A 21,921-nucleotide genomic window follows, 5' to 3' on the forward strand; every position below is an offset into this window, starting at 1 on the left:
CGTACTTCGCTCGTTCCATACCCTGCGGCTTGGAGCGAGGGAACACGTACATACCAACGGGCAGCCCAAGGAGTGGAGGGGAGAGAGACCCGGAGCGCGGGGGTGTCTCCCCGGTGATGCCCCGAACCCAAACGGATGCCTCCAACACCGTGCACGCTGTGAGCGTCGTCGTGAACCGCTCGGGAACCAGGGGAACGGACCGTGACAGTGCCCGCGCTCGCACTGGCCGCGAGGGTGCTGTTGCTGACTCGCGTCCCCGGAACGCCACTGAGGGTGTTGTCGACGATGATCAGCGGATCATCACCTGCACGGTCAGGTCCTCAGCCACGGCGTCGTCGCTGAGGACGACCTCCACTGTCACCCCGGTCCCCACGCTGATGGTCACTTCGGGGGAGACCATGCTCGCGGGCGAGTCCTCGGTGAGGGACACGGCCGCGATGATCGAGGTGCTCCCGGTGTCCAGATCCACGGCCAACAGGTGAACATCGACCTGTCCTTCCGACACACCAGCCTCCGCGCGCAGGCGCGTGATGATCTGGGTGCGGCCTTCCAGGTTGACGTACCGGTGCGGGCTGGCACGCGCCTGGAGTTCTCCGGCCTGGGACCAGAGCATCGGGTGCGCGGTGGCGATGATCTCGCCATCGTCGCCTCCGTCCGTTCCTTCGTCTTCCAACCGGGTGACCCGGCGGTTGACCTGGGCGATGATGGTCGGCCAATCCGAAGAAGTGACAACCCACCGGCCCGGGGTGTTCTCCTCTTCGCCCTGGTCGTTCTCGGGCAGAGGTGCCGGACCGATCAGCGCACGTTGCACCTCATCTGGACCCCTGAATCTGGGGATCAGGCCATAGTCCGACGTCCTCAGTTCCGTGTTGGGGGAACCGGTGTCGTCCAAGAGGTCGATGAGGCGTTCACCGGAGTCGTAGTCGTAGACCCACAGGCTGATCCCAGGGACCAGGAGCGGCTGGTAGCCGATCGTGTCGTCACCCAGAGGCAGTTGCTCACCGGGAGCGATCACATAGTCGGAGGGCTGGCCGCCGAACCAGTACCGCACTCGTCTCCTTTCGCAGAAAGGCCCGGCAGACCGTGAAGGTCTGCCGGGCCTCGTGTTCGCTTGGTTGAGCGGTTACCGGATGGAGGTCTTGTCGCCGTCCACGAGCCGGTGCACGTAGGAGGCGACAGCGCCGATCACGGCGGTGCCCGCCGCAGCGCCGAGGGTTGCCCAGTCGATGAGGTCGCCGGGGGTCACGGTGTCCAGTACCGCGCCGGCCCCGGCGACCAGCGCGACGGAAAGGATTGCGCCGAACAGGTTCTGGGCGCTGGTGCGAGCGCTGCGGTTCTTGGCGTCGGTCTTGGTCGCAGTGGTGGCCATGAGGAAATGCCTTTCGGGTCGATCGAATCGGTCAGAGCGGTGAACCACGGGTGTGGCCCTTCCGGGGCAGGTCAGGAAAGAGGGAGGATCAGGGTGGGTCCCCAGGCGCACAGCGCGAGGTCGTTGAGGGACCACACCCCGGTGCTCAGGAGCACCCCGGCAGCGAAGCCCGCTGCCGCGGCGAGAAGCAGGGGACGAGGTCGATGGCGGTGGTCCTCGGGGTGGGTCACGTGATCGGCGCGGTCCAGGCGGCGACCCAGGTCGCCGGGCCGATCAGGGAATCAACGGACAGGCCCTTCTCAGCCTGGAACTGGCGGGCCACTCGGGCGGTCTGCGGCCCGTAGAGGCCGTCGGCATCGATGGACCAGCCGCGCACGAGCATCTGCTTCTGCCAGCGGCGCAGGTCGGAGCGGTGACTGTAGAAGCCGCTCACCGACTGGTTAGGGCCTTCCTTGGGACCGAAGTAGGACCCGCGAGGAAGTGGGAAAGGCGGGACCTTCACGGTGGGGGTGCTGGGGGCGTTGCCTCCGGCAGCCCGGTAGGCCTTCTCCGTGGCCGGTCCCCAAAGACCATCGGCGGTCACACCCACCTTGCGCTGAAGCCAGCGCACGCCGCCCTCGGTGAGCGGCCCCCACAAGCCGTCCACGTCCAACTTCGGGTTGTGGCCGAGACTGTTGACGGCGGTCTGCTGAGAGCGGACGGAGCGGACGGAAGTCATCCCGCCACCACCGCCAGCGCTGGGGGAGCCGTTGCCCTTGGCCCCGAAGGTGCCATCCGCGACCAGCTCGTACAGGATGTCGCCGGGGCAGGACGTGGAGACGAAATCCCGGTGACCCCGGATCGCGCTGCCGACGCCGCGCGCCATGAGGTAGGTACGCAGGTCACGCACGGCCTGGATATGGCCATCGGTCGGCTGCTCGTCACCGCCGAGCATCAGCGTGACCGAGTACCACTGCGAGTTGCCGCTCGTTGTCCCCTGCGCGGCCTGGTAGCGGCCGAGTCCGCGGCCGGTGAAAACCTCACCGTGTCGGCAGGCGCCCCAGGAGTAGCCCAGGTCCGCCCAGCCGTTGGAGTTCATGTGGTCCCGGCGAACCCGCTTCCAGTACGCGATGCAGTCGGCGTGCTTGCGCAGGCGAGTCGCCGGGCCGTTGTAGTGGATGACCAAGCCCCGAGTGGGAGATGCGCCGGATGCGCCACTTGGGCCCCAGCCGAAGTAGGAGCGGGGTCGAAGAATCAAGTAGAGCCTCTTTCTGGGCAAGAAGAAGGCCCGCTCGTTGGCGGGCCGTGTGGAAGAAGTTCTAGGAGGAAGGGGGAGGCTGGCGGCTGAGAGAGTCCACCTGGCCAGCGAGCCCGTTCACCCGGTGGGTGAGGCCCTTGACGGCTTCCTCCGTGCGCTTGGCGGAGTCCTTGAGGGAGCTGCCGTCGTTGTGTTCGACCTCGTGCTTGACGTCCGCAAGGCCGGATTCGAGGGAAGCGACTCGCTGCATGAGCCCGGGCCGCCCTTCTTCGAGCCCAGGGCGCGGAGGCTCACCGACGAGGTCGTCCACGAGGTGACCGAGTTGGCGCAGTCGGCGCAACACTCTACGACCGCCTGCCCACAGAGCAGCGATACCGGCGACTACGGCGGCCAGAGCGGGCACCAGTTCCTTGGTGATGAGGTCAGACAGGGAAACTCACCCCATCCAGGCCGACCCAGGTCGGGTTGTAGTCGGTCCACAGCACGAGTTGGCCAGCAGTGGAGGAGCTGGCCGAGCTGATCTCCAGCCGGGAGGTCATGCCGCGTGTGGCAGGGGTGGAACCGTGCCGGGAGGTGGTGGTCACCGCAGCGGACAGCAGCCCGGAGGGGCGAGCAGCGGCAGGAAGCCGAGCCACCCAGGCACGGTGTGGGATTGCGTTGCCGTTGGTGCGCCCGATACGTCCACGCAGCCGCACCACCCCTGGGCTGTCCCATCTCCAAGCCGGGGACTGCCCATGGCTGGGGTGGGAGTATCCCGACCGCAGTGCGAGGGCCTGCCAGGCGGTGGGATACCGGGTCTCGGAAACGGTCAGCCAGCTCCCGGCCCATACAGCGACTCGACCAGTGTCGGTTTCGTATACGAGCATCCCCTCGTGCGGGTGCTGCGGTCTGCCTCGGGAGGTGCAGGGGACCGCGCCTGTAGGGGCGGTGAACTGCCGGACGGTGGTGTCCACGTCGGAGGAGGCCACGACCGCAGAGTGCCCAGCGATGCTGCACACGGCCAGGGGCAGATCCCAGGTACCGCTGGGGTCGCGAACGGGCGAGGGAACGGCTCCCCCGGGGGTCCCTTCGATAATGTGCGGGAAGCAGCGACCCTCTGTGGTGTCGGCGCGGACGACCACGAGGTCACGACGCGTCTGAGAACCTGTATTCGGTGTTACCGGCAGGTTGAGGGAGGTGTCGGTGCGGTAGAACCAGCCTCCGACCAGCGCGTAGCCCGCTGAAAGGCTGATCTGTGACGTTCCCGTGCCAGTGATGGTGAGACGGTTCGCTGCGTCGGGGCCGTCAGGGACGACGCCATCGACCCCCCACCGCCGGTGTAGCTGAGCCAGCCCGATGTCCGAGGCGAGAGGTCGATCAACGAAGACGCCAGAGTCCTCGGCCACAGGTCACCTCCTTGTCTTGAGTTGGTCCACGTCGCGGCGCAGCGCAGCGACACGCCTATAGATCTGGGGCTGGTCGGGAGGTTCACCGATCGAAGGCACGATGAGTTCGCCTCCATCCGGGGTTCGGCTGTAGCGAACTTCGCGGATGGTGTCGGTGACGTCCCCGAGGTCGAGTTCCGCGGTCACGATGTCGCCGAGTGCGTAGTCGGCACCGAACCTCAGGCCGTCCACCTCCAAGGGCTCGAACGTGACGGAGGCGGTCGCGGCGCCATCATCGAGACGTTCCGTCGCACGCTGCTCGGATGCCGCGTCGGGGTTGACCCACTCCTCGTCGCCGTCGCCGGGTTCCTGGGACAGGTCCCGCGCGTCCAGCACCTCCTCGATCACCACCCCTGGCCAAAGCGGATCGCGGCGCTGATAGCGGTAGAACCTTCGATCCACCCCTTCGCCACCGATCGCGACAATGACGTCGGTGACTTCAGGCGGCGTGGCGCTGTACTCGTAGGAGCCGAGATTGCCCAGGTGTTCCCCGAACCGAATCTCACGAGAGCGATCACGCGGCTCGTACACCACCAGATGCAGGTCGGTGCTTTCGGTGTCCTGGACCACGTGGAAGCCCAGCCCGCCCGTGCGAGCGATCTCCCAGGCGGCATCAAGGAGGTTGTCGAGCCTGAGCTGAGAGGACAGAGCAGCCCCACGTTCCTGGGAAGCAGGAAGGTATAGACCCGGAACCCGCCGGTCGGCCAACGCGCTGGTGCCTGCGTTGGCGGAGATCAGGTCCCGCAGGACGGTCTCGGCCGGCGCGTTACGAGTCCAGTACTGAGCGGTGTGCTTGGTGCCGGTGCTGGTGATCGCAGTGGCTGGTGAGGGGTAGACGATCCTGGAGAGCAGGGCTGTGTCGTCCACCCCGGTGAAGGTCAGAGTGTTGTCTGAGCCGGGGTCCCTCCCGCGTTCCATCGGGCGCTTGGGGCCGCTGAGGAGCACACGCCCGTCAGCGTCGATGAGCGCGAGCCCCTCACCTTCGAGAAGGAGGTCGGCAGACGGGGAAGCAGCTTCGACGGTGACCTGCCACGCCCCCAAGGCGAGATGCCGTGCGGTGGCAGAAAAATCGAGTTCGTCATCGACGATGCCGAGCCATTCCCGCCCGTGCCCGCGCACCCAGATCTGCCAGTCAGACATCGGCCTCCATGGTGGTCAGGTCCAAGGGAACGAACTCCAGCTCCAAAGACGCACCCGCGTCAGCCCCGCCCAAGACCACATCAACGGTGTTCGGCCCCGGAGCCAGGGGCCACAGCCGAGAGCCGCGTTTGAGACGGCCGAACTGGTTTCGGCCGTGCTGGTCCCGCACCGATTTGCGCCGTGGCCGAGTGTCGATGGTGACGCTCTGCCCATCCGCGAGAGCCAAGTCGAGCTCCAGCTCCTGGCCGAGCGTGCGGGATCGCATCACGGTGCCGGAGGCAACCGGGCCGGTGATGGTCCATACCGGCCAGGCCCTGGCGGACCCCGGGTTCGTGATGCTCATGCCGTCACCGATCACCTGGCTGCCGCGCACCCGAAGCGGGGGCAGCGGCAGCCACGTGTGGTGAGTGCCGTCGATCCGCCATGTGCGCCGTACCGGAGCCAACTCCCAGTACGGTTGCTCCGCTGTGAGAAGGACCCCGTAGGTCGCCCAGTACGCTCCGGCCAGATCGGTGCCTTCGTCTCCGGCCATACCCTCGACATATCGAGCTTGGATGCTCCGGCGCGTGCCGGACCGGTCGGCGACTTCGAGGACTCCGGGGCCGCCTTCCGGACTGGCCGGATGCATGGCCAGAGCGAGGGCCCGACGCCTGGCGACCGCTTCGGACCGGTTGCGTCCATGGACGTAGACAGGCAGGTAGATCTCCCGTGGCAGCGCCCGAGTTCCGGTGATGATGCTGCCGTCGAGTGCTCCGGACTCACGTTCATGGTGGAGGTAGCCGGGTAGTTCCAGGCCGCGCACCCCGGGGAGGAGCAAGTACCCAGCCTCGTCGTCTGTGAGGCGGATGACCTGCCCACCCGCCCCGGTCCATGTGAGGACCGGGGGAGCCCCGGCATCATCGGTGGCCGGTACGGGTGGGCGCGGTGTCGTCGGCCCCGGCGGGAGGTACACGATGGGCAAGGCGGGACCTCCCTACGGGACCGGGTGAAGGGACTCGTAGTCGCGCAGCGCGGTGGTCGTCGCCTGGGCGGTGACCCGAGCGCTGCGGACTTCGTGAAGGTGGAAGGTGTGACCGCTCCCGGCCTGGCTCCTGCCCTTCGCGATGCGCACCAGGGCTTCCGATTGCGAAGGCGTGAGCACCGCCTCGGGCTGGCCGGTCGCGTTGCGGACCGCAGTCATCCCCGGCCGAAGCCACCCGCCCGAGTCGAACAACTGCTCGTCCTCACCCGCCCGGAGCAGGCGGGTGAGGGGGTGTGTGATCGCTTCGGCGGTGAAGTCTCGGTCCTGCTGCCAGATTCCACCGGAAGCCATGCGCTTGGGACGCATGAACTTGTCCGCGCGAGAGGCGTAGGTGAAAGACCGGCGGACGGCATTGCTTTCGTTTCCGCCGATCGTTTTTCCATCACCCTCATAAATATTGATATGACCCCAATTTCCAGGGCCTTTTCCTCGATAAACCGCCAGGTCGCCGGGTTGAGCATTGGCCACGCCGCGCACCGACTCCATAGAGGAATCGGCGAATGCGGAAACGGCCGCCGACCGGATGTTATGGTAGGCATCCTGGGCGCGAACCTGCTTGATGATCTCGGAAACAAACATCGCGCACCAGGGCTGTCCGGCCATGTTGAAAGCCCTGGTGAAATCATTCGGATTTCCGGATTTTCCGATGTGGCTCGCGGCTGCTTCCGCGACGGACTTTCCAGTGCCGCCCATCTTGGGGCCGATGGTGCTGCGCAGCCATTCCACGAGGCTGTCGATCATCGCCGGAGGGATGCCGACCATGGCCTTTGCCCAGTGGCCTTGGGTGAAGCGGCCTCGCATGGAGCCGACAAGGGGTTCGAGTGCCCGGCGGGCTGATCCAGCGAGGCCGTCGCCGTCGAAAATGGAGGCGAGACCCGAAGCGAAGCTGGAGATGCCGCTGAAGATGCCACCGCCGGAGAATGCCTGATGGGGGGCTCCGGCCATCATGGAGCGGACACGGGAGATGCCTCCGTTGCGTGCTGCCGAGTTCATCATGTCGATGAACTGTGGTCCGACCGCCCGGGTCCATTCGGGGCGCATGATCGCCTCGCCGCCGGAGAGCTCCAGGAGTCCGCCAGTGGGAGAAGCGAAGAGATGTACGTCGCGACCAGGGGTGTACCCGGGCATGATGCCGCCGCGATCGAATGAGTAGCTGGGCAGGTTCTTCATGTCGACGAGGTCGGCAACGGAATTCCAAACGCGGCGAATACCACGGTTGTAAACACTGTTTACAATGAATTCGACGGGCTTCCGAGTAATGCTCCTGAGCTGATTCCAGGCCGTCCGGATTCCGTCACGAGCAAGCTCAAAAGATCGCTTGACTCGGTCTACACCATTGCGCAACGCCTCGAAGCTCGGCCGGATTCCGTTCTGCCAGACAGAGGAAATGACGGAACGAATTCCATTCATCACCGGTGTGACGACACTGTCGCGCAGCCATGTGAAAACCGGGCCCAAAGTCCCGCGAATCCATGAACGGATGGCGTCAAGCGAAGAACGCCACGCGCGAGCCCCGCCAGAAATCGTGCTCGACAGGGCTGAAAAGACCGGACGAACAACCTTGTCACGCAGCCACGTAAAGACCGCAGCCAGAACGCCGCGAATGAACGAGACAGCGGCTGAAAAAGCCGCACGGGTGGTCTTCCACCATTCCTGGACGCCTGTGGACAGGAACGCCAGGACTGGCTGGGCTGCCGCTGACCACAGCCAGGTAAAGGCTGCGCCCAGCAGTGACAGAGCAGCCTGTGCGGCCTGCCATGTCGGCTGGAGGGCCGAGGTCCACAGCCATGTAGCCCCGGCGGCGATGCCCTCCCACGCGGGCTGGAAGGCGTTCTGCCACAGCCACGTCGCCGTTGCGGCGACAAGCTGGAAAGCGAGGTAAAGCGGAGTGATGAGCACCGTCGAAATGACGGTGAACAACAGTCGGGCTCCGAAAGAAATAGCGTCCCAGGCTGGGGAGATCCCCTTCTCCCATAACCAGAGTGCGGCCTCGCCAGCTCCACGGAAGCCACCCATGATTCCCCCGAGTGCGGGGCCCAGGGCGTTTTCCCAAAGCCAGGTCGCTCCGTCCCCGATCAGGGAAAGGCCGTGTCTTAGCGCATCAAATGCAGGTTTGAGCCCCTTCTGCCAGATCGCGGATGCCGCGCCCTTGATCGCTCCTGCGGCGGCATCGACTCGTTCTCGAAAACCGTCAAAATTCTTATAGGCATAGATGACGCCAGCGATGAGTGCGGCAATTCCGATGATGAGCAGCGGAATCCCCGTGGCATTGATCGCTGCCGCTAGTCCCCAGGTGACAGCAGCCCAAACGCCCTTGGCCACAGCGATAGCGACAATAGCGGCTGTCGCCGCACCTAAACCAACGCCGAGAAGCTTGACGACCTCTTCGTTTTCCCGCATCCATCCGGCTGTGATCTGAAGTGCCTTGCCCAAAGGGTCGAGCACCAAAAGCACGCTGGCCAGCGCGGGTAGAAACGTCTGGGCAAAAGTCAGCGCCGCTGGTGCCAGCGCAGTAACGAGCTCACGTGCACCACTAACGAGTCCAAGGAACCCGTCAATGATGCCCGCATCGGAAAGGTGAGACTTGATATCAGAGAGAAGGCCGGGCAAGCGATCGAACCCGGAAGAGATTGCGCTGGCCACTCCAAGCATAGTCGGAGTGAGTTTGTCAACGAGAGGAACAACCTCAGAGGCCAAACCATTGACCACCGTGTTCTTGATGGTCGACCAGGCACCCGAGAAAGTATTTCCTACATTCTCCGCACCCTCAATGAGAGCCGGAAACCAAGTACCGTGCTCACCGTCAAGAGCCTGGAGAACTTCCTCCAGTCCGATCGCACCGTCCGACGCCATCTTCTGAGCCTCGGGAATGTCAACGCCGAGTACATCAGAAAGGGCATCATAAATCGGAATTCCGGCATCGGAAATTTGATTCAAAGTGTCCATCTGGAATGCACCCGCGTTCACGCCGCTCGTCATGGCGGCGAACGCGCGCGACATTCCTTCGGCGCCAGTCCCCGATGCAGTGGTAGCCGCTTCAAGGTTCTCGAGAATTTCAACAGCGGCCTTACCCTGGACACCCATGTAGGCCAGGGAGGTCGCGCCCTCGCGCATGACGGAAAGGTCAAGGTGCGCGAACCGCACATCCATTTCCGCCATGAGGTCATTGACCTCTTTCGCGCCGCCCCCAGCCGCTCCGTAGAGCGCGAGCAGGGACGCCTCGGTGGTCTGCGCCGAACTCGCCACGCGGGCGACATCAACCGCCAGAGCACCGAATCCCAACGCGGCGATGGCAGCCGCTCCCACCGCGCCCATCCGGGTCAGCGCACCGCCCAGCCCGGTGACTTCCGAGCGGGCATCGCGTACCCACCCCGAGACCGAAGCGCCCAGGCCACGTACCCCGTCGCTGACGGCCCGTGCTCCGCGGGCAGCCCCCTGGAACACGCCGCTCGCGGTGTTGCCCAGCCGGTACATGCGCGTGCCGGACTCCGACGCCGAGACCCCGACCCCGTGCAGGCCAGCCGAGAGCAGCCGTGAACCGTCGCGGGCCATGGTCACCGCGACCTGCGCGGCCAGGCCCATGGAGTTCAGAGCCCCGGCCGCACCGGTGGTCTCCAGGTAGGTGCCGCGCAGGCCAGCCGACAGCCCTCGGACCGCCCGATCGACCGGACGGATCGAGGACGCGGCACGGGCGATCTGCTGACCGGTGCGGTTGAGCGCGGTGCCGACTCCGCCCAGGGCCCCGGAGAACCCACGGGAAACCGCGCGCCCCATATCCCGGCCACCCTGGGTTCCCGCCTCAGTCAGCCCACGGCGCACCTGGCGGCCAACACTGCGGTGGAAGTCCGAGAAGCTGGGCACGACCTGTACGAACCCGGTGCCGACCTGTTCCATGGTCACCGCCTCTCAGGAGGGTGGGCCGCTGGTGCGGCGGCGCTCGGCCAGGGTCCGGCGGCGCTCCGCGATACGGGCGAGCAGGTCGCTGTGCCGGTGCACGGAGGCGCGCTTGCGGGCTCGGTCGAACGCGGTGTTCGGGCGGGGAGCCGGAGGGATCCTCGGTGGGGTCTGTCCCGCGGCTGCGATGATCGCGGCGAGTACTTCACCGAGGCGATCGAGGACGGCGTCGAGCCGTCGCGCCTCCGGGGTCAAGTCGGTGACGGGTGGGGGAGCTTGGGCGGGGAGGTCGCCCTGGGCCACGACTTGGTCGGCGAGGTCGTCGTCCTCGGCCTGTTCCGCCGCGAGCCGGGAGTGAGCGGGGAGTCCGTCGATGTACTCCAATAGCTCCAGGGGCCCGATCTGGTCGCGGTAGAAGTCGGCGAGCACCACGCCGTAGTGGTCAGCCAGATCGCACCGAATCGCCTCGTGGTAGCGCTCCAGAAGCGCTACGAGGCGTCGGATTCCCCCTGATCACCCAGGTTGAAGTGGGCCTGAATGTCCTTGATGAGTGGGTTCAGGACGCCCGAGGGAGCCTCGCCGATGGCCTCGATGAACTCCTCGAAGACCTCGTCGCCGACGAGAATCTTCAAGCTTGCCTCCACATCGGAGGTATCGAGCTTGGCCGCGTCGAAGATGCGATCGACGGTGGGAGCTTCGATGCTCAGGACGGTCTCGTCATCCAGGCGGAGGGGGAACGGTTCGCGCTTGGCCTCACGGATGTAGGAACGCAGGTCATAGGTGCGCGGGGCGGGCTTACCGGTGCGCTTCTTCTTCGGCAACTACTGGCCCTTCCGGTTGGGGGTGAGGGAGGTGGTGGTGAGGGAGACGGGCACGCGGGGCCGCCACCCGTCGGCGGCAAGGCGGACACGCTCGGCGGGAGTACGGGCAAGGCGGGTCTGGCCCTCGCGCTGGGGGTGCCACATCCGGAGCGGCTGGAACTCCTCGGCCATCAGTTCTCACCTCCGAGGGTGAGCGCGATCTCGGACGGGGACACCGACAGCGCCTCGGACTCCGGGGAGGTTTCGGAGACGGTGACTTCGGCGCTGCCGCTCAGGCCGGAGTGGGTGGCGGTGATCTGGCACTCGCCCGCTCCGACCGCGACGACCAGACCCGAGGCGTTGACCTCGGCCACGTCCTCGTCAGAGCTGGCCCAGACGGCGTCCTCGGTGACGTCCTCGGTGCTGTCGTCGCTGTACCGCAGGGCGGCACTGCACTGCTGGGTAGGCAATTCACTTCCCTAAGAACTCGAATGGTTTGCATGGGTGGCGCCAAGCTCTATGTGTGGAGCTGGATTTTGGGAGGCGTCACCCTTAGAGAGAAGGGGACTCACCGTCCCTGGGAATCCCCATCTTCTCCAGCAAGGCAGCCCATCCGGGGCCGCCGAAGAACCAGCGTTCACTGAAGCCCAAAGAACTGTCCGTGAAACCCGTCAAGGTAACCGGCCAGGAAAATGGATCATCGCCGCTCTGGAAAGACTGCTGTTCCTTAGCGGTCACCTTGCAGCGCGGCAAATGACGGGCGATATAGATCTCGCCCTCATCACCCAGGTCCACGCCCAAAACCAGCGCTCGGTAGTAGCGGGGGGAGGGGCGCGTCGGCTTGTCGATGACGACTTCACCAGACCGTGAAGCCCTGATGGCATCCATGGAGACCCCAGTGTAGAGACCGATGGTCCTGAGGTTGGTTTCCTGGGCGGTCACCTGGAGCTGAGTGGAATCGGAAACGATGTCCGATCGCGTCGGCTCGACCGAACCCCAGGAAGTGACATCCGAAGTCTCGGTCTCCGCCGTGAACTGCGCGCCATCTCCAGAAAGATGACCGAGATCCCCATAATCCTCAGGAGGAGGCTCAAGGAGACCATCCTCGGGGCTTGTCAGGGTTTCGATATGAGGGGCGCTGATCGGCGCCAGGAAAACACTGCCATCCAGCATTTTCCGGATAAGCTCAGACTGTTTGCTCTTGAGCTCATCGTAGGAACTCCCCAAAAGGGTCCTCCAATGAGAATGAGAAAAGCCCGACAGGGAACTCCCCTCGGGCTTTGCGTGAGAATGGTGTTACCGGCGGCGTGCCGAGACCCGGTACACCGCACCCCAGCGGCGTACACGCCTGGGTTCAGCGGTGGGGCGCTCGTGCGGGCCGACTTCGGTGAAGACGTGGTCGATACCGCCGTGCGGGGTCTGGTGCCTGCCCGGAAGGAGGAGCGAGCGGGCGCGTTCGGCTAGTGCGTGGGCCTCGGCGCGGGTCGCGGCGTAGACGACGACCTCCACCCGCGCGGTGTCGGTGACGAGGTCGTCGCTGCCACCGATGCGAGTGACACGGATCAGGGGAAGGTCCGCAGGCAGCCCGTTCATCACCGACACCACGTCGCGACCTGGGGTGAGTCGGGCGAGCACCCACGCCACGGTTTCCTCGGCATCGGGCCAGATCACCGGTCCGCCGCCTCGATCGCGTCCACCGCAGGGTAGAGGAGCGGGGCCGGGCCAATCACGTGCGCGGAGGCCCGGTCCGACCAGGTACCGGTTCCCGTGCCGCCGTCGCGAGTCGTGATCTGGTCCCGCTGCTCCGGAGCCGCTGTCCGTGCGGCATCCGCGCCGGTCTCAGCCCGGCGCCGCAGGAGCTTGCGAATCTGCGGGGTGTTGAACAGGCGGGCGGTGCCGTGCTCGTCCATTTCGTAGCGGACCTTGGCCATCACACCCCCTGCACGTCGCGGAGCCGCACCTCGATGTGGTGCGGCTCGCCGTGGATCGTCGACCGATGAAGGGGGCGCCCGACCACGTGGTAGTCATCGCCTCGGAAGGACACGGAACCCCCTTCGCCGATGCGGGTTCCCGGAGGCAGGAAGGCCCGAGCGGACACGGTGACGGTTCCCTCCGGCGTCTCGACGGTCTCCTGGACTGCGAGGTACTCCACGTGGCAGCCGGTGACAGGGATAGAAGGTGCGTCCCCGATCGGATCGCCGTGCCGGTCGCGCTCGGCCTCACCGACTACCGTCACAGTGTGGCCGCCGAGGACCGTCATGCCTCCTCCATGAGGCCGACCTCGACGAGCGCGGTGACGAGGTCCTGGGCGAAGGACTCCGAGGCGGGATCCACCGCCACGGCAGGTGTGGTCTCGCCGGGGGGACCTTGTGGACCGGTGTCCCCTTGAGGTCCTGCCGGGCCCTTGTCTCCGGTCGGACCGGCCGGACCAGGAGGGCCAGCCGGGCCGCGCTCACCCGGAGGGCCGAGCAGGTTCATCAGTTCGGTCCACGTCCCGTTCCGGTTCTGGTGCAGCGCACCAGAACCGGTGTCGAGGAAGACGTCTCCCGGCATCCCGCCGTCGCCGTCCGGATCGCCATCACCGGCTAGGAACCGCATACCGCCTCCACTCGCTCCGATCGGGATCGGATGGTCAGGGCCGACCGGAATCGGCCGCCCCTGTCCGTCCAGCACGGAAATCACTGGGCCGGACACGTACCTGGTCAATGCGCACCCCCTACACGGCGAAGACCGGGATCGGAGACCTGGACGGTGTACGCGCCCCGAGTGGGGCAGCGGGCAGTCAGGGCAGCCAGCTCGTGTTCGGACACGAACAGACCGCCCCGGTCGTCGTAGCTCTCCTGCACGTCACCCACACGGCGGGACGTCAGCCCGCCCGGGTTGGTGTGAGCGCGCCGCGCGACCTTGATCAGGACTGCCCGCGCGACCGCCGCGTCGGGCACGCACCCGGCCGGCAAAAGCGCTCCGATGAACGCCTGGGCGTCCTCCAACAGGGCGGTGATCTGGTCACGGTTCTCCACCGTCAGGCCGACCCCGGTGCGCCGCGCGTACTCTTCGGCTGTGGCCCACACGGCTACTCCAGGACGGTCGCGGAGAACGCGGCGTTGGGCCGACCGAGGATCGGCAGGCTAACGGCGTTGCTCCTGGTCCAGAGGTTGAGGGGGTCCTGCTGCCGGTAGGTGCCGACCACGATCCCCGGCTCAGCACCGTCCTCGATGCCGTAGTCGGACGACATCGCCTCCAGCGTCGGGCCCCACAGGGTGTGACCCAGGTCAGAGTCCGGGAGCATCAGCACCCGGCTGGCGGGCAGCACCTGGTGGGCCTTGCCGTCCACTTCCATCTGCGCGTCGTAGGTGGACAGGCTCGGCAGACCGAAGGCGTTCAGCGCGGTGTCGAGCTGGGAGTGCGAGACGAAGCTCGGCGCGCTGTTGACCTGGCCTCCGTAGATCGCCCCACGGATCTCTTCGTTGCGCAGCAACAGACCCATGGCGCGACGGGAGGCGAGCAGGACACTGGGCGCTGCCCCGTTGATTCGCGCATAGTCCTCGGCCCAGGCGATCAGGTCCGAGAGCGGCGTCGCCCCGGGCTGGTCCCACGGCGTACCGGCGGTGGGGGACATCTCCGTGCGTCGGCCGAAGTCCACCTCCACGCCCAGCTCGCGCAGGCGCACCTTGCCGTGCACCAGGGCATCGGCGCGGGCCAGCTCCACACGCGCGGCCGTCTCACGCACCAGGGTGATGGTGTCGCGCTGGATGAGCGAGGTGACGCGCTCTTCCTGGCGGCGCTGCATGAGCTGCGCATACTCGGCGAGCGGGATCTTCCGACTGATCGGCGGGATCTCGCCCATGGCCTTGCGCAGGCCCGCCCGGGAGGTGATCGGAGCCTCGGTGTCCCAGGCCCGGTACTCACCGGCCTTGGTCAGGCCCGCCGTGCTCCCCAGCTCGATCGAGTAGAAGATGTCATCGGTCTCCAGGTCGGGCAGGAAGGACCGGAGCCGGAACTGATTCGTGTCCAGATCGGCCAGAGCCGCGCGGGCGAAGCCGGTGAGCTCGGCCGCGGGGAGGAACTCGTGGGTGAGCAACATCAGGCCTCACCCCCGATCCCGGGGCGGGTGTAGGAGATGATCCGGCCTCGCAGGTCGTTGAAGGCCTCCTGCGCAAGGGGGACCGGTAGGCGGTCGGGGCGGACCTTGCCGTGCTCGAACAGAGCACCCACGATCGGGTTATCGGATGACTTCGGGCCGGGGAGAGAGGACAGCAGGAACCCGGTGAGCACCTCCAGACCGTTTTCGGCCTCGGGGTCGTACTGGCCGTACAGGCCCGTCGCGGTGATGCGGCCCAGAGGGAGACCGGAGGGAATCCTGATGTTGCTTCAGTTCGGTAGACACCTGTGAGCTGGGGTTTTACGCGGCCTGAGACAGCGCCGCAAGCCTGTCTTGAGCAACTTCGGTGTGGCGACGTTCATACTCAGCCGGGCTGAGCTGACCATTGGCCGAATGCCGCCGCCAGGGGTTGTAGAACCCCTCGATATAGGAGAACACCTCCCGCTCCGCATCCGCCCTGGTGGCGAAACGGGTGCGGTCGATCAACTCGGTCTCCAACGACGCGAAGAAGCTCTCGGTGACGGCGTTGTCGTAACACGACCCCGTCCGCCCCGTCGAGGGAGCGATCCCTGCCTCTTCGCAGCGGCGACCAAAGGCCAGACTGGTGTATTGCGATCCCTTGTCCGAGTGATGGATCAGCCCCGGACCGGGACGGCGGGCGGTCACCGCCATGGCCAGCGCGTCGCAGACCAGATCGGCGCGCATGTGAGGGGCCATCGCCCAGCCCACGATGCGGCGCGAGAACAGGTCCATCACCACCGCCAGGTACACCCACCCCTGGTCGGTGGGCACGTAGGTGATGTCCGCGCTCCACTTGGTGTTGGGGGCATGGGCGGTGAAGTCACGACCGACCAGATCCGGTGGGGCTGTGGCCATCCGGTCCTGGGAGGTCAGGCTTTTGCGGCCGGTGCGGCGGTGGACCCCGACCAGGCCCTGGCGGCGCATCAGCCGGGTGATGCGGTTGCGTCCAGCGCGGATGCCGTCGAGCTCGGCCAGGTCGGCCTGGAGCCTGGGGGAGCCGTAGGTGCCGCGGGAGCGCTCGTGGTGGCCCTGGATGCGCTCGGACAGGTCAGCGTCGGAGCGTTCCTTGGCCGTGGGGCCGTCCTGGATTCGGTGGTGGTGTTTGTAGTAGCCCTGCCGCGATACGCCGAGCAGCCGGGACATCAGGGAGACGGAGTGGCGTGTCTTTTCTTCGTCGATCAGCCGGAACATCACCGACTGGTCTCCCGGACGAAGAAAGCCGTGGCCTTGCGCAGGATCTCGCGCTCTTCGCGCAGCTGGGCGTTCTCTCGGCGAAGGCGGGCCAGTTCGGCCTTGTCATCGCTGGTGGTGCCCTCTGCCTGGCCGGAGTCGATCTTGGCCTGATTGATCCAGGTGCGGATCGTCTGGGCCGAGGGTTCGAACTCAGCTGCCAGGTCCTCGGGGCTACGGCCGGAGCGGGCCAGCGCGATGATCTGATCGCGGTACTCCGGCGGGTACGCAGGGCGGGTCTTGGGCACTTCAATCTCCTCGTTCAATGACAAAGTATCCGAAAGCGGACACCTGTCCACCGAACCGAAGCAAGATCAGAGGTATCTAAAGTGACGGGCCTTGACCAAGACGAAGCCACTGCTGCGCTACGGGCACTCCGATACGGCGGGTATGTGACTCGGGATGACGACTACAGCGATTTGGAGCCGGGGAGCATCGGGGGAGTCAGTCGGGAGGCTCGGCAGTTAGTAGGTCACTGGCCAACACCGAAGTCCCTTGCGGAGGAACTCGTTGCCCTCATGGAGAAGCAGGCCGAGACTGAAACAGACCCGAACAAGCGGAAGCGCATCAAGGCGTTCGTGAAGGAAACCCGAACCGCAGGCCGAGAGGTAGCCGTGGACGTGCTTGCCTCGGTGATCAAGCAGCAGATGGGCGTCTAGATCTGTGCGTGTCCGGTGTGCTTGTGGTGCCGGACGGTCAGCACGGGGCCGAGTTCCCCGTGCTCATGAACCAGGACGAGTTGCCTGTAGTCCACTCCGCGCGCTTCATCTCCGAGGTCACGGTGGATGGCGTCGTGGACCTGGTCGAGGAGGTCTTGGTCCAGGACCTGTCCCGTCTCTCCAGTGACTTCCTCGACCCCGCAGTCGCACCCGGTGTGCAGAGGCATCAGCTCCCTTTTGCCGTACAACTGGGTTGAGGCGATCAGGCACAGGGCGCAGGTTTCAGCCCCCTCTGGGGTGCGCCGGTATCCGGTCACCCGGTCGTCAGCGGAGAGAACCGCGCGGGCGGTGTGGGTTTTGGTGAGCTGGAGATCGGTCAACGCGAGGTTTTCCAGCCGGTCGGCTCCGTGCTTGACCGCCGTCTCCAAGGGCATCCCGTGAGAGAGCTCAGTCCACACCTGGGCGAAGGGACGCCGGTACACCTGATCGGGAGGAACCCCGCGTACTGCCGCCGCGGATTCGACACCCACAAGGCGAGGGGTTTCCCCGAAACGGTCCGCGATTCTCTGGGAGAGGTAAGCATCGGTCAGCCAGGCCATCGCTTCCTGAGCGCCCAGGATCGTTGGCAGAGCCCGTTCGAGGAAGGTGTCTAGGTCCGTCTCCCGCCAGGAGCCGGGGCCCAGGAACAACGGTAGTAGCGCGTCCAGCAGGGCTTCGCGAAGCCGTTTGGTCGTGGAGGTGTACTCCACGCGCAGCGCGGCCCGTTCACGCTCACCCATCCGCCACCGTGGTGTTCTCGCCCCGGGTGCGGTTGCTGAGGGCGGCTGCCAGGAGCTGGTCGCCCGCCGACTGCGAAGTGATCCGTTTGACCCGGGCCGGGGGCTCGTCCATGTCCTCGGCGATCACCGAGAGCGGGTAGCCGAGGCTCTTCTTCTTGATGGCGGCGTCCACCACGACGGCGGGGTTGAGCTGGCGGGGGTCGCGCCAGCGCACCTCCGCCTCGGTGAGGTCTCGTTCCTCCTGGGCGATGAGGCCTGCCAGGCGGTTCACCATCTCCCAGGACTCCCCGAAGTTGGAGATGTGCTCGTTGACCTTCGCGATGTGCTGGAGGTCGAGCGCCGTCACGGTGTCCGCGCTGATGTTGACCAGCGAGGACAGCCAGTAGTAAGCGGGAGTGCTGGTGACCAGGAGAGCGGAGACGATGTCGGCCTCGTGCTCCTTGAGGAACATCGTGAGGTCGATCTGGCCGAACTCTCCGAACTGGGTGTTCTCTCCTTCGCTGGCCCATACGGTGTCTGGGCCAGGGGTGAAGGGCTGCTCCACCTTCGGCTGCCCGGTCACCGGGTCGAGGATCTCCAGGCCGGTCGCCGGGTCAATCGCCCTGGTGAACTTGTGGCCCTTGACCCACTTCTGTTTGTAGGCGCTGTACCGGCCCGCCGTCATCCGGTTCAGGATGCTGAGGTTCAGCCGCTCCTGGATACCCATCGCCTGCGCGAACTCCGGCTCAGGGGCCTCACCGAGCTGGGGCATACAGGAGAACGGGACGATGGTCACCGCACCCCAGGGGTTCACCTCGATCCCGGAGCGGCCACCGTCCTTGCGGTGACGCACCTGCCAGGACTCCAAACCCCACGGCATCTTCTGCCGGGAAGAGAGCGGCTTGGTGGTCTCATACCGCACGATCCACTCGGGGGTTTGGACGACGGCACGGCCGACGCCTTCGACGTCGTCGTGCCAGGCCCGCAACGCGGCGACTACTTCGCCCGTGGCGGGGTCGCGCTCCAGAATCGTGGTGCGCGGGTGGTCAAGGGTGATGAGAGGGCGGCGAGGATCCCGGGGGTGGGGGCCGACCACGACGTAGGCGACCGACTGGGAAAGGGCAGAGCGGTAGAGCTGCTTCTGCCGGGCGGGGAGCCGGTTGTCCTTCCACCACCTCCACGCCACCTCGTCCGGTTCCCCATCGGGCCCGGCGATCCCGGTGACCGTCAGCCGGTTCACCGAGGAGTTGCTGATCAGGCCGCAGATGTTGGTGCGGGCGATCTCCTGGAACCGGCGGTGGGCGTCTTTGAGGCCCTTCGGTGGGACCGGTAGGGGAGGTTCACCCTTGAAGAAGTCACGCCACTCGGTCAGTTGGCCTTGCCGGTCTCGGAGGCGACGGCCCAGGCGCAGCAGCCACCAATCGGGGGAGCGGGGGGTCTCGTCGAGCACGTGAGCCTCCCCTCAGAAGGACCAGCCGCCCATGGCGGTGGGGGTGTTGTTGACGCCTCGGGCGATGCAGTCCATGCGGGCCGTGTAGGCGAGGATCGTGGCGACCAGGGCGTCGATCTTGTTCGAGCTGCCCGCGAACTCCTTGGCGACGCTGATTCCGGACTGGCCCAGGACCCTGCGGCGTGCGTTGAGGACGTGGCGGGTCAGGGCCAGGTCGCCGTTGTGGGAGACCTCGTGTTGACGCACGGCCTCCTCGAACCGGGAGACTGCGGCGACCATGAGCCGGTGTCGGTTGGTCCACCAGTGGAAGGGCCGGTCGGCGGTGGCGCGCACGTGGACCTGGTCGCCGTAGGCGGCGGCCCACCGGTCCACGTAGTCCTGCCAGTGGGCGGGGTCGCAGTACATGGCCGCGACGTTGAACCGGCGAAACGCCTCGGTGACGGTCGCGTTCACCTCGGCGCCGGGTACCGCCCAGTCTTCGCCGGCCGGGCCTTCGGGCTTCTCCCAGAGCCCCAGGAGTTCGGTGTGTCCGTCCGACAAGCGGCAGGCCACGAGCGCGGTGCTGTCGTTGCGGATCGCGCCATCGAATCCCAGCGCCACCATGTCGCCGTCGGCCAGGGCGCGGTCGTCGCGCTTGCACGCTCCCCACTCGGGCTGGGATAGGTAGCTCGTCTGGGCGTGGGTGACTTGGTTCAGGAAGTCGGCCCGCGCGGTCTGCGGGTCGGTGGAGGAGTCCATGATCGTGCTGACCAGGACATCGAGATCGACGTGGCCGCCGTTGACGTCTGCCGAGTCTCCGTATACGTAGGCCAGGGCTTGCCGGAGCTCGTCACGGTCGTAGAGGTTCGTGTCCGGCGGGGCTTCGCGGGTGTCGTAGAACATCCCGGTGTCGAGGGCTTTGCCTTCGAGGATGCGGTTCCAGTCCCGCGCGGACATCTCCGCAACGCTGCCTTCGCCTGGCGTGTAGGCGTTGGGGGACTCCAACGTGGTGCCGCCGGTTTTCGCGGCGTTGATGCGGATGGTCTCGGCGAGCTTGGTGCCGCGGTTGGACTTGACCCACTCCTCGGACTGGTCCAGGACCGCGAAGATCGGCCGGTTGCCCTTGATCGTCCGCGCGCTACTGGTGATCGGCTCAATCCGGCCCGCCCTGGGAAGGTTGACGAACCCCTCCAAGGGTTCGAGCCCGGGGTAAGCGTCCAGCACCGGCCCCTGGAGCATCTCCAACAAGGGCGACCAGGTGTTCTTCGTCTGCGCCTCGGAGACCGCCGCGATCTGCACCAACGGTGTCCGTACCTCGGACCACGGCTTGCCGACTGGCTGCCCCTCGGCGTCCCACCCGTCCGGGTACACCGGGGCGAGCGCCTCCACGATGGAGATCGCCGCCAGCAGCGGTGACTTCCCCCAACCACGAGGCCGACACAGCACCGCGCGCCGATACCGACGACGGCCGGTACGCGGGTCGAGCTCGTAGAACTGGAGAACAAACTCCTCCTGCTCCGGGTAGAGCTGGAAGGGCTGGTAGTGAGCCCGGTCGGGGGCGGCCAGCATCTCGGTGATCCAGTCGATCACCATGTATCCGAGGGTGGGAACCTCACCCGGGACGGTCGGTTTCCAGGGAATAGGTCACCCCCTGGTCAGGCTCCTTCGTCGTCCTTCGGCTTCGTGGGTAGGCCACGCACGACTCCCATATGGGCGCCGCGCCGCTCCCGCGCGGACTTCCCGACGGAGGTGGGGCGTTTGGCATCGGCTTCATCAGCTGCGGCGAACTGCATCCGAAGCCTCGCCCGGTCCTCGACCGTGGCCCCGAACTTCGCAACCCTCAGCCTCAGCTCGGAAGCCACGGAGGTTTCCCCTGACCAGAGCCGGGCGTGGAGAAGGGCGGTGTCCAGGAGGAACTCCCAGTCCGTGGAGGAGAAGTGTTCGGCCTGGGCGCTGTTGCGCCACCGGTCCCACCACTCGCGGGTGCGCTCGGGCCACTGGTACTCGACCAATTCGTCGCCTTCGTGCACCCGGAAGTCAGGCAACTCGGGAGGCTCGGAGTGCTCGAACCGCAAGAGGGTCTGGGGCGCGGACTCGGCGTTTCGTCGCGCTCGTCGCCCGGGGTCTTTCGGGGCTGGGCCTCGACCGGCCATGCTCACCTCCCGGCGTTCAGAAACGGAACCCTGTTCAGGTCCGCGAGGATGTTCGGGGCGTCGCTGTGGGGGACGCCTGTGACTGGCGCGTATCGGCCGGGTGCGAGCACCTCCACGTCGAACTCCGGCCCGCGGACTCGCTGGGGCCTCAGCTCGCCGTCACCCCAGACACGGACACAGGACGCTGTGGCCTCGGCATAGGTGATGGGCAACTGGTTCAGGAGAAGGCCAGCGTCACCGCGCACGAGCAGGCACACGATTCCCGCGCCGACGACGAAGCCGAGGCCTCCGATCGAGGACCGCTCCGCTTGCGTGTGCGTAGTCCAGGTGTCAGGAGTGGTCGCAGCGTGCCCCTGCGGGGTCATGGGGATACCCGCGCGGGTCAAGCGCACCCACCTACGTGCGGTGCGCATCCGGGCCGGGATGGGGGAGCGCTCGGCCTCCTTGCCGCGTTGACGTGCTGCGGCAGCACGACAGGCAGGAGAGCAGTACTGGGCGTGGGATCGGGCCAGCAAAGGGAGCGGGTTCGAGCAGTGAAAACACCGTGGCATGAGTACGCTTTCACGCCCACGAACAGCACAAACGCCCGTCATCCAATTCGTGTCGGGTGGGTCTCCCCGGAGTGAGCGAACGCTGGAAGCGGGCAGGCCGGTAGGGGGTAGAAGACGTGGGATGAAAGGGCGT

At 66.4% G+C, this 21,921-nt stretch carries 27 protein-coding genes; 1 reads left to right on the top strand and 26 read right to left on the bottom strand.

What is annotated here, in order from left to right:
* Positions 1–289 precede the first annotated feature (289 nt).
* From NE857_RS09095 to NE857_RS09190, 21 genes are all read right to left on the bottom strand, one after another.
* On the bottom strand, positions 290–1,051 hold the full coding sequence (locus NE857_RS09095) for a hypothetical protein (protein WP_254420578.1): 762 nt from the start codon (positions 1,049–1,051) through the stop codon (positions 290–292).
* A gap of 72 nt (positions 1,052–1,123) precedes the next feature.
* Positions 1,124–1,369: a hypothetical protein gene (locus tag NE857_RS09100; RefSeq protein ID WP_254420579.1), complete on the bottom strand. Its 246-nt coding sequence runs from the start codon at positions 1,367–1,369 to the stop codon at positions 1,124–1,126.
* 226 nt (positions 1,370–1,595) lie between these two features.
* Positions 1,596–2,627, bottom strand: coding sequence for a peptidoglycan recognition protein family protein (locus NE857_RS09105; protein WP_344010522.1), 1,032 nt, complete (start codon positions 2,625–2,627; stop codon positions 1,596–1,598).
* 40 nt (positions 2,628–2,667) lie between these two features.
* The gene (locus NE857_RS09110) at positions 2,668–2,856 is read right to left on the bottom strand and encodes a hypothetical protein (RefSeq protein ID WP_254420581.1); all 189 of its coding nucleotides are present in this window, start codon (positions 2,854–2,856) and stop codon (positions 2,668–2,670) included.
* Between the two features lie 172 nt (positions 2,857–3,028).
* Positions 3,029–3,241 (bottom strand): hypothetical protein, encoded by a 213-nt coding sequence (locus NE857_RS09115; protein WP_254420582.1) that lies wholly within the window; start codon positions 3,239–3,241, stop codon positions 3,029–3,031.
* A gap of 753 nt (positions 3,242–3,994) precedes the next feature.
* Complete coding sequence (locus NE857_RS09120; RefSeq protein WP_254420583.1) at positions 3,995–5,170, bottom strand: siphovirus ReqiPepy6 Gp37-like family protein; 1,176 nt, start codon at positions 5,168–5,170, stop codon at positions 3,995–3,997.
* Positions 5,163–6,131: a phage tail family protein gene (locus NE857_RS09125; RefSeq protein WP_344010528.1), complete on the bottom strand. Its 969-nt coding sequence runs from the start codon at positions 6,129–6,131 to the stop codon at positions 5,163–5,165. The genes NE857_RS09120 and NE857_RS09125 overlap by 8 nt, the downstream gene beginning before the upstream one ends.
* Positions 6,132–6,143: 12 nt before the next feature.
* Positions 6,144–10,085, bottom strand: a complete 3,942-nt coding sequence (locus NE857_RS09130) for a tape measure protein (protein WP_254420584.1) — start codon at positions 10,083–10,085, stop codon at positions 6,144–6,146.
* A 12-nt stretch (positions 10,086–10,097) separates the two neighbouring features.
* Entirely contained in the window at positions 10,098–10,517 is a 420-nt protein-coding gene (locus NE857_RS09135) for a hypothetical protein (RefSeq protein ID WP_254420585.1), read from the bottom strand.
* Positions 10,518–10,573: 56 nt separating this feature from the next.
* On the bottom strand, positions 10,574–10,906 hold the full coding sequence (locus tag NE857_RS09140; RefSeq protein ID WP_254420586.1) for a hypothetical protein: 333 nt from the start codon (positions 10,904–10,906) through the stop codon (positions 10,574–10,576).
* Positions 10,907–11,077: a hypothetical protein gene (locus tag NE857_RS09145; RefSeq protein WP_254420587.1), complete on the bottom strand. Its 171-nt coding sequence runs from the start codon at positions 11,075–11,077 to the stop codon at positions 10,907–10,909.
* On the bottom strand, positions 11,077–11,355 hold the full coding sequence (locus NE857_RS09150) for an Ig-like domain-containing protein (protein WP_254420588.1): 279 nt from the start codon (positions 11,353–11,355) through the stop codon (positions 11,077–11,079). Before NE857_RS09150 ends, NE857_RS09145 begins: the two co-directional genes overlap by 1 nt.
* Before the next feature lie 82 nt (positions 11,356–11,437).
* Entirely contained in the window at positions 11,438–12,058 is a 621-nt protein-coding gene (locus tag NE857_RS09155; protein ID WP_254420589.1) for a phage tail tube protein, read from the bottom strand.
* Positions 12,059–12,181: 123 nt separating this feature from the next.
* The gene (locus NE857_RS09160) at positions 12,182–12,556 is read right to left on the bottom strand and encodes a phage tail termination protein (protein ID WP_254420590.1); all 375 of its coding nucleotides are present in this window, start codon (positions 12,554–12,556) and stop codon (positions 12,182–12,184) included.
* Positions 12,553–12,816 carry a hypothetical protein gene (locus NE857_RS09165; RefSeq protein WP_254420591.1) on the bottom strand — a complete coding sequence of 88 codons (264 nt, stop codon included), beginning with the start codon at positions 12,814–12,816 and terminating at the stop codon, positions 12,553–12,555. Before NE857_RS09165 ends, NE857_RS09160 begins: the two co-directional genes overlap by 4 nt.
* Entirely contained in the window at positions 12,816–13,145 is a 330-nt protein-coding gene (locus NE857_RS09170) for a hypothetical protein (RefSeq protein WP_254420592.1), read from the bottom strand. The genes NE857_RS09165 and NE857_RS09170 overlap by 1 nt, the downstream gene beginning before the upstream one ends.
* On the bottom strand, positions 13,142–13,483 hold the full coding sequence (locus tag NE857_RS09175; RefSeq protein ID WP_254422183.1) for a hypothetical protein: 342 nt from the start codon (positions 13,481–13,483) through the stop codon (positions 13,142–13,144). The genes NE857_RS09170 and NE857_RS09175 overlap by 4 nt, the downstream gene beginning before the upstream one ends.
* 104 nt (positions 13,484–13,587) lie before the next feature.
* Positions 13,588–13,956 carry a hypothetical protein gene (locus tag NE857_RS09180; protein ID WP_254420593.1) on the bottom strand — a complete coding sequence of 123 codons (369 nt, stop codon included), beginning with the start codon at positions 13,954–13,956 and terminating at the stop codon, positions 13,588–13,590.
* Between the two features lie 2 nt (positions 13,957–13,958).
* Complete coding sequence (locus NE857_RS09185; protein WP_254420594.1) at positions 13,959–14,969, bottom strand: major capsid protein; 1,011 nt, start codon at positions 14,967–14,969, stop codon at positions 13,959–13,961.
* Positions 14,969–15,100: a hypothetical protein gene (locus tag NE857_RS34200; RefSeq protein ID WP_301184319.1), complete on the bottom strand. Its 132-nt coding sequence runs from the start codon at positions 15,098–15,100 to the stop codon at positions 14,969–14,971. Before NE857_RS34200 ends, NE857_RS09185 begins: the two co-directional genes overlap by 1 nt.
* Before the next feature lie 187 nt (positions 15,101–15,287).
* Positions 15,288–16,486, bottom strand: a protein-coding gene (locus tag NE857_RS09190) for an IS3 family transposase (RefSeq protein WP_184371482.1) whose coding sequence is annotated in 2 segments (ribosomal slippage) — positions 15,288–16,243 and positions 16,243–16,486 — 1,200 coding nt in all. Because the reading frame shifts where the segments join, the coding sequence is not laid out codon by codon here.
* Positions 16,487–16,756: 270 nt separating this feature from the next.
* On the opposite strand from NE857_RS09190, the gene NE857_RS09195 reads away from it, so the two are divergent.
* The gene (locus NE857_RS09195; RefSeq protein ID WP_254420595.1) at positions 16,757–16,897 is read left to right on the top strand and encodes a hypothetical protein; all 141 of its coding nucleotides are present in this window, start codon (positions 16,757–16,759) and stop codon (positions 16,895–16,897) included.
* Here the strand turns inward: NE857_RS09195 and NE857_RS09200 are convergent.
* The 5 genes from NE857_RS09200 to NE857_RS09220 form a co-directional block, all read right to left on the bottom strand.
* Entirely contained in the window at positions 16,894–17,676 is a 783-nt protein-coding gene (locus NE857_RS09200; RefSeq protein WP_254420596.1) for a hypothetical protein, read from the bottom strand. The genes NE857_RS09195 and NE857_RS09200 overlap by 4 nt on opposite strands.
* Positions 17,669–19,105, bottom strand: a complete 1,437-nt coding sequence (locus tag NE857_RS09205; RefSeq protein ID WP_254420597.1) for a phage portal protein — start codon at positions 19,103–19,105, stop codon at positions 17,669–17,671. Before NE857_RS09205 ends, NE857_RS09200 begins: the two co-directional genes overlap by 8 nt.
* A gap of 12 nt (positions 19,106–19,117) precedes the next feature.
* On the bottom strand, positions 19,118–20,677 hold the full coding sequence (locus NE857_RS09210; protein WP_254420598.1) for a phage terminase family protein: 1,560 nt from the start codon (positions 20,675–20,677) through the stop codon (positions 19,118–19,120).
* A gap of 62 nt (positions 20,678–20,739) precedes the next feature.
* Positions 20,740–21,237, bottom strand: a complete 498-nt coding sequence (locus NE857_RS09215) for a phage terminase small subunit (protein ID WP_486348429.1) — start codon at positions 21,235–21,237, stop codon at positions 20,740–20,742.
* A gap of 2 nt (positions 21,238–21,239) precedes the next feature.
* Positions 21,240–21,602, bottom strand: a complete 363-nt coding sequence (locus NE857_RS09220; RefSeq protein WP_254420600.1) for a hypothetical protein — start codon at positions 21,600–21,602, stop codon at positions 21,240–21,242.
* Between the last annotated feature and the right edge of the window lie 319 nt (positions 21,603–21,921).

Origin of the sequence: Nocardiopsis exhalans, from assembly GCF_024134545.1 — a bacterium.
GTDB lineage: Bacteria > Actinomycetota > Actinomycetes > Streptosporangiales > Streptosporangiaceae > Nocardiopsis > Nocardiopsis exhalans.

Bases quoted from the DNA above. Each gene is read 5' to 3' on its own strand.
- NE857_RS09185 (WP_254420594.1), bottom strand. From the start codon at position 14,969: ATGTTGCTCACCCACGAGTTCCTCCCCGCGGCCGAGCTCACCGGCTTC.
- NE857_RS09220 (WP_254420600.1), bottom strand. From the start codon at position 21,602: ATGACCCCGCAGGGGCACGCTGCGACCACTCCTGACACCTGGACTACG.
- NE857_RS09120 (WP_254420583.1), bottom strand. From the start codon at position 5,170: ATGTCTGACTGGCAGATCTGGGTGCGCGGGCACGGGCGGGAATGGCTC.
- NE857_RS09165 (WP_254420591.1), bottom strand. From the start codon at position 12,816: ATGGCCAAGGTCCGCTACGAAATGGACGAGCACGGCACCGCCCGCCTG.
- NE857_RS09170 (WP_254420592.1), bottom strand. From the start codon at position 13,145: ATGACGGTCCTCGGCGGCCACACTGTGACGGTAGTCGGTGAGGCCGAG.
- NE857_RS09110 (WP_254420581.1), bottom strand. From the start codon at position 2,856: ATGCAGCGAGTCGCTTCCCTCGAATCCGGCCTTGCGGACGTCAAGCAC.
- NE857_RS09210 (WP_254420598.1), bottom strand. From the start codon at position 20,677: ATGGTGATCGACTGGATCACCGAGATGCTGGCCGCCCCCGACCGGGCT.
- NE857_RS09215 (WP_486348429.1), bottom strand. From the start codon at position 21,237: ATGGCCGGTCGAGGCCCAGCCCCGAAAGACCCCGGGCGACGAGCGCGA.
- NE857_RS09130 (WP_254420584.1), bottom strand. From the start codon at position 10,085: ATGGAACAGGTCGGCACCGGGTTCGTACAGGTCGTGCCCAGCTTCTCG.
- NE857_RS09100 (WP_254420579.1), bottom strand. From the start codon at position 1,369: ATGGCCACCACTGCGACCAAGACCGACGCCAAGAACCGCAGCGCTCGC.
- NE857_RS09155 (WP_254420589.1), bottom strand. From the start codon at position 12,058: ATGCTGGATGGCAGTGTTTTCCTGGCGCCGATCAGCGCCCCTCATATC.
- NE857_RS09200 (WP_254420596.1), bottom strand. From the start codon at position 17,676: ATGGGTGAGCGTGAACGGGCCGCGCTGCGCGTGGAGTACACCTCCACG.
- NE857_RS09195 (WP_254420595.1), top strand. From the start codon at position 16,757: ATGGAGAAGCAGGCCGAGACTGAAACAGACCCGAACAAGCGGAAGCGC.
- NE857_RS09145 (WP_254420587.1), bottom strand. From the start codon at position 11,077: ATGGCCGAGGAGTTCCAGCCGCTCCGGATGTGGCACCCCCAGCGCGAG.
- NE857_RS09175 (WP_254422183.1), bottom strand. From the start codon at position 13,483: ATGCGGTTCCTAGCCGGTGATGGCGATCCGGACGGCGACGGCGGGATG.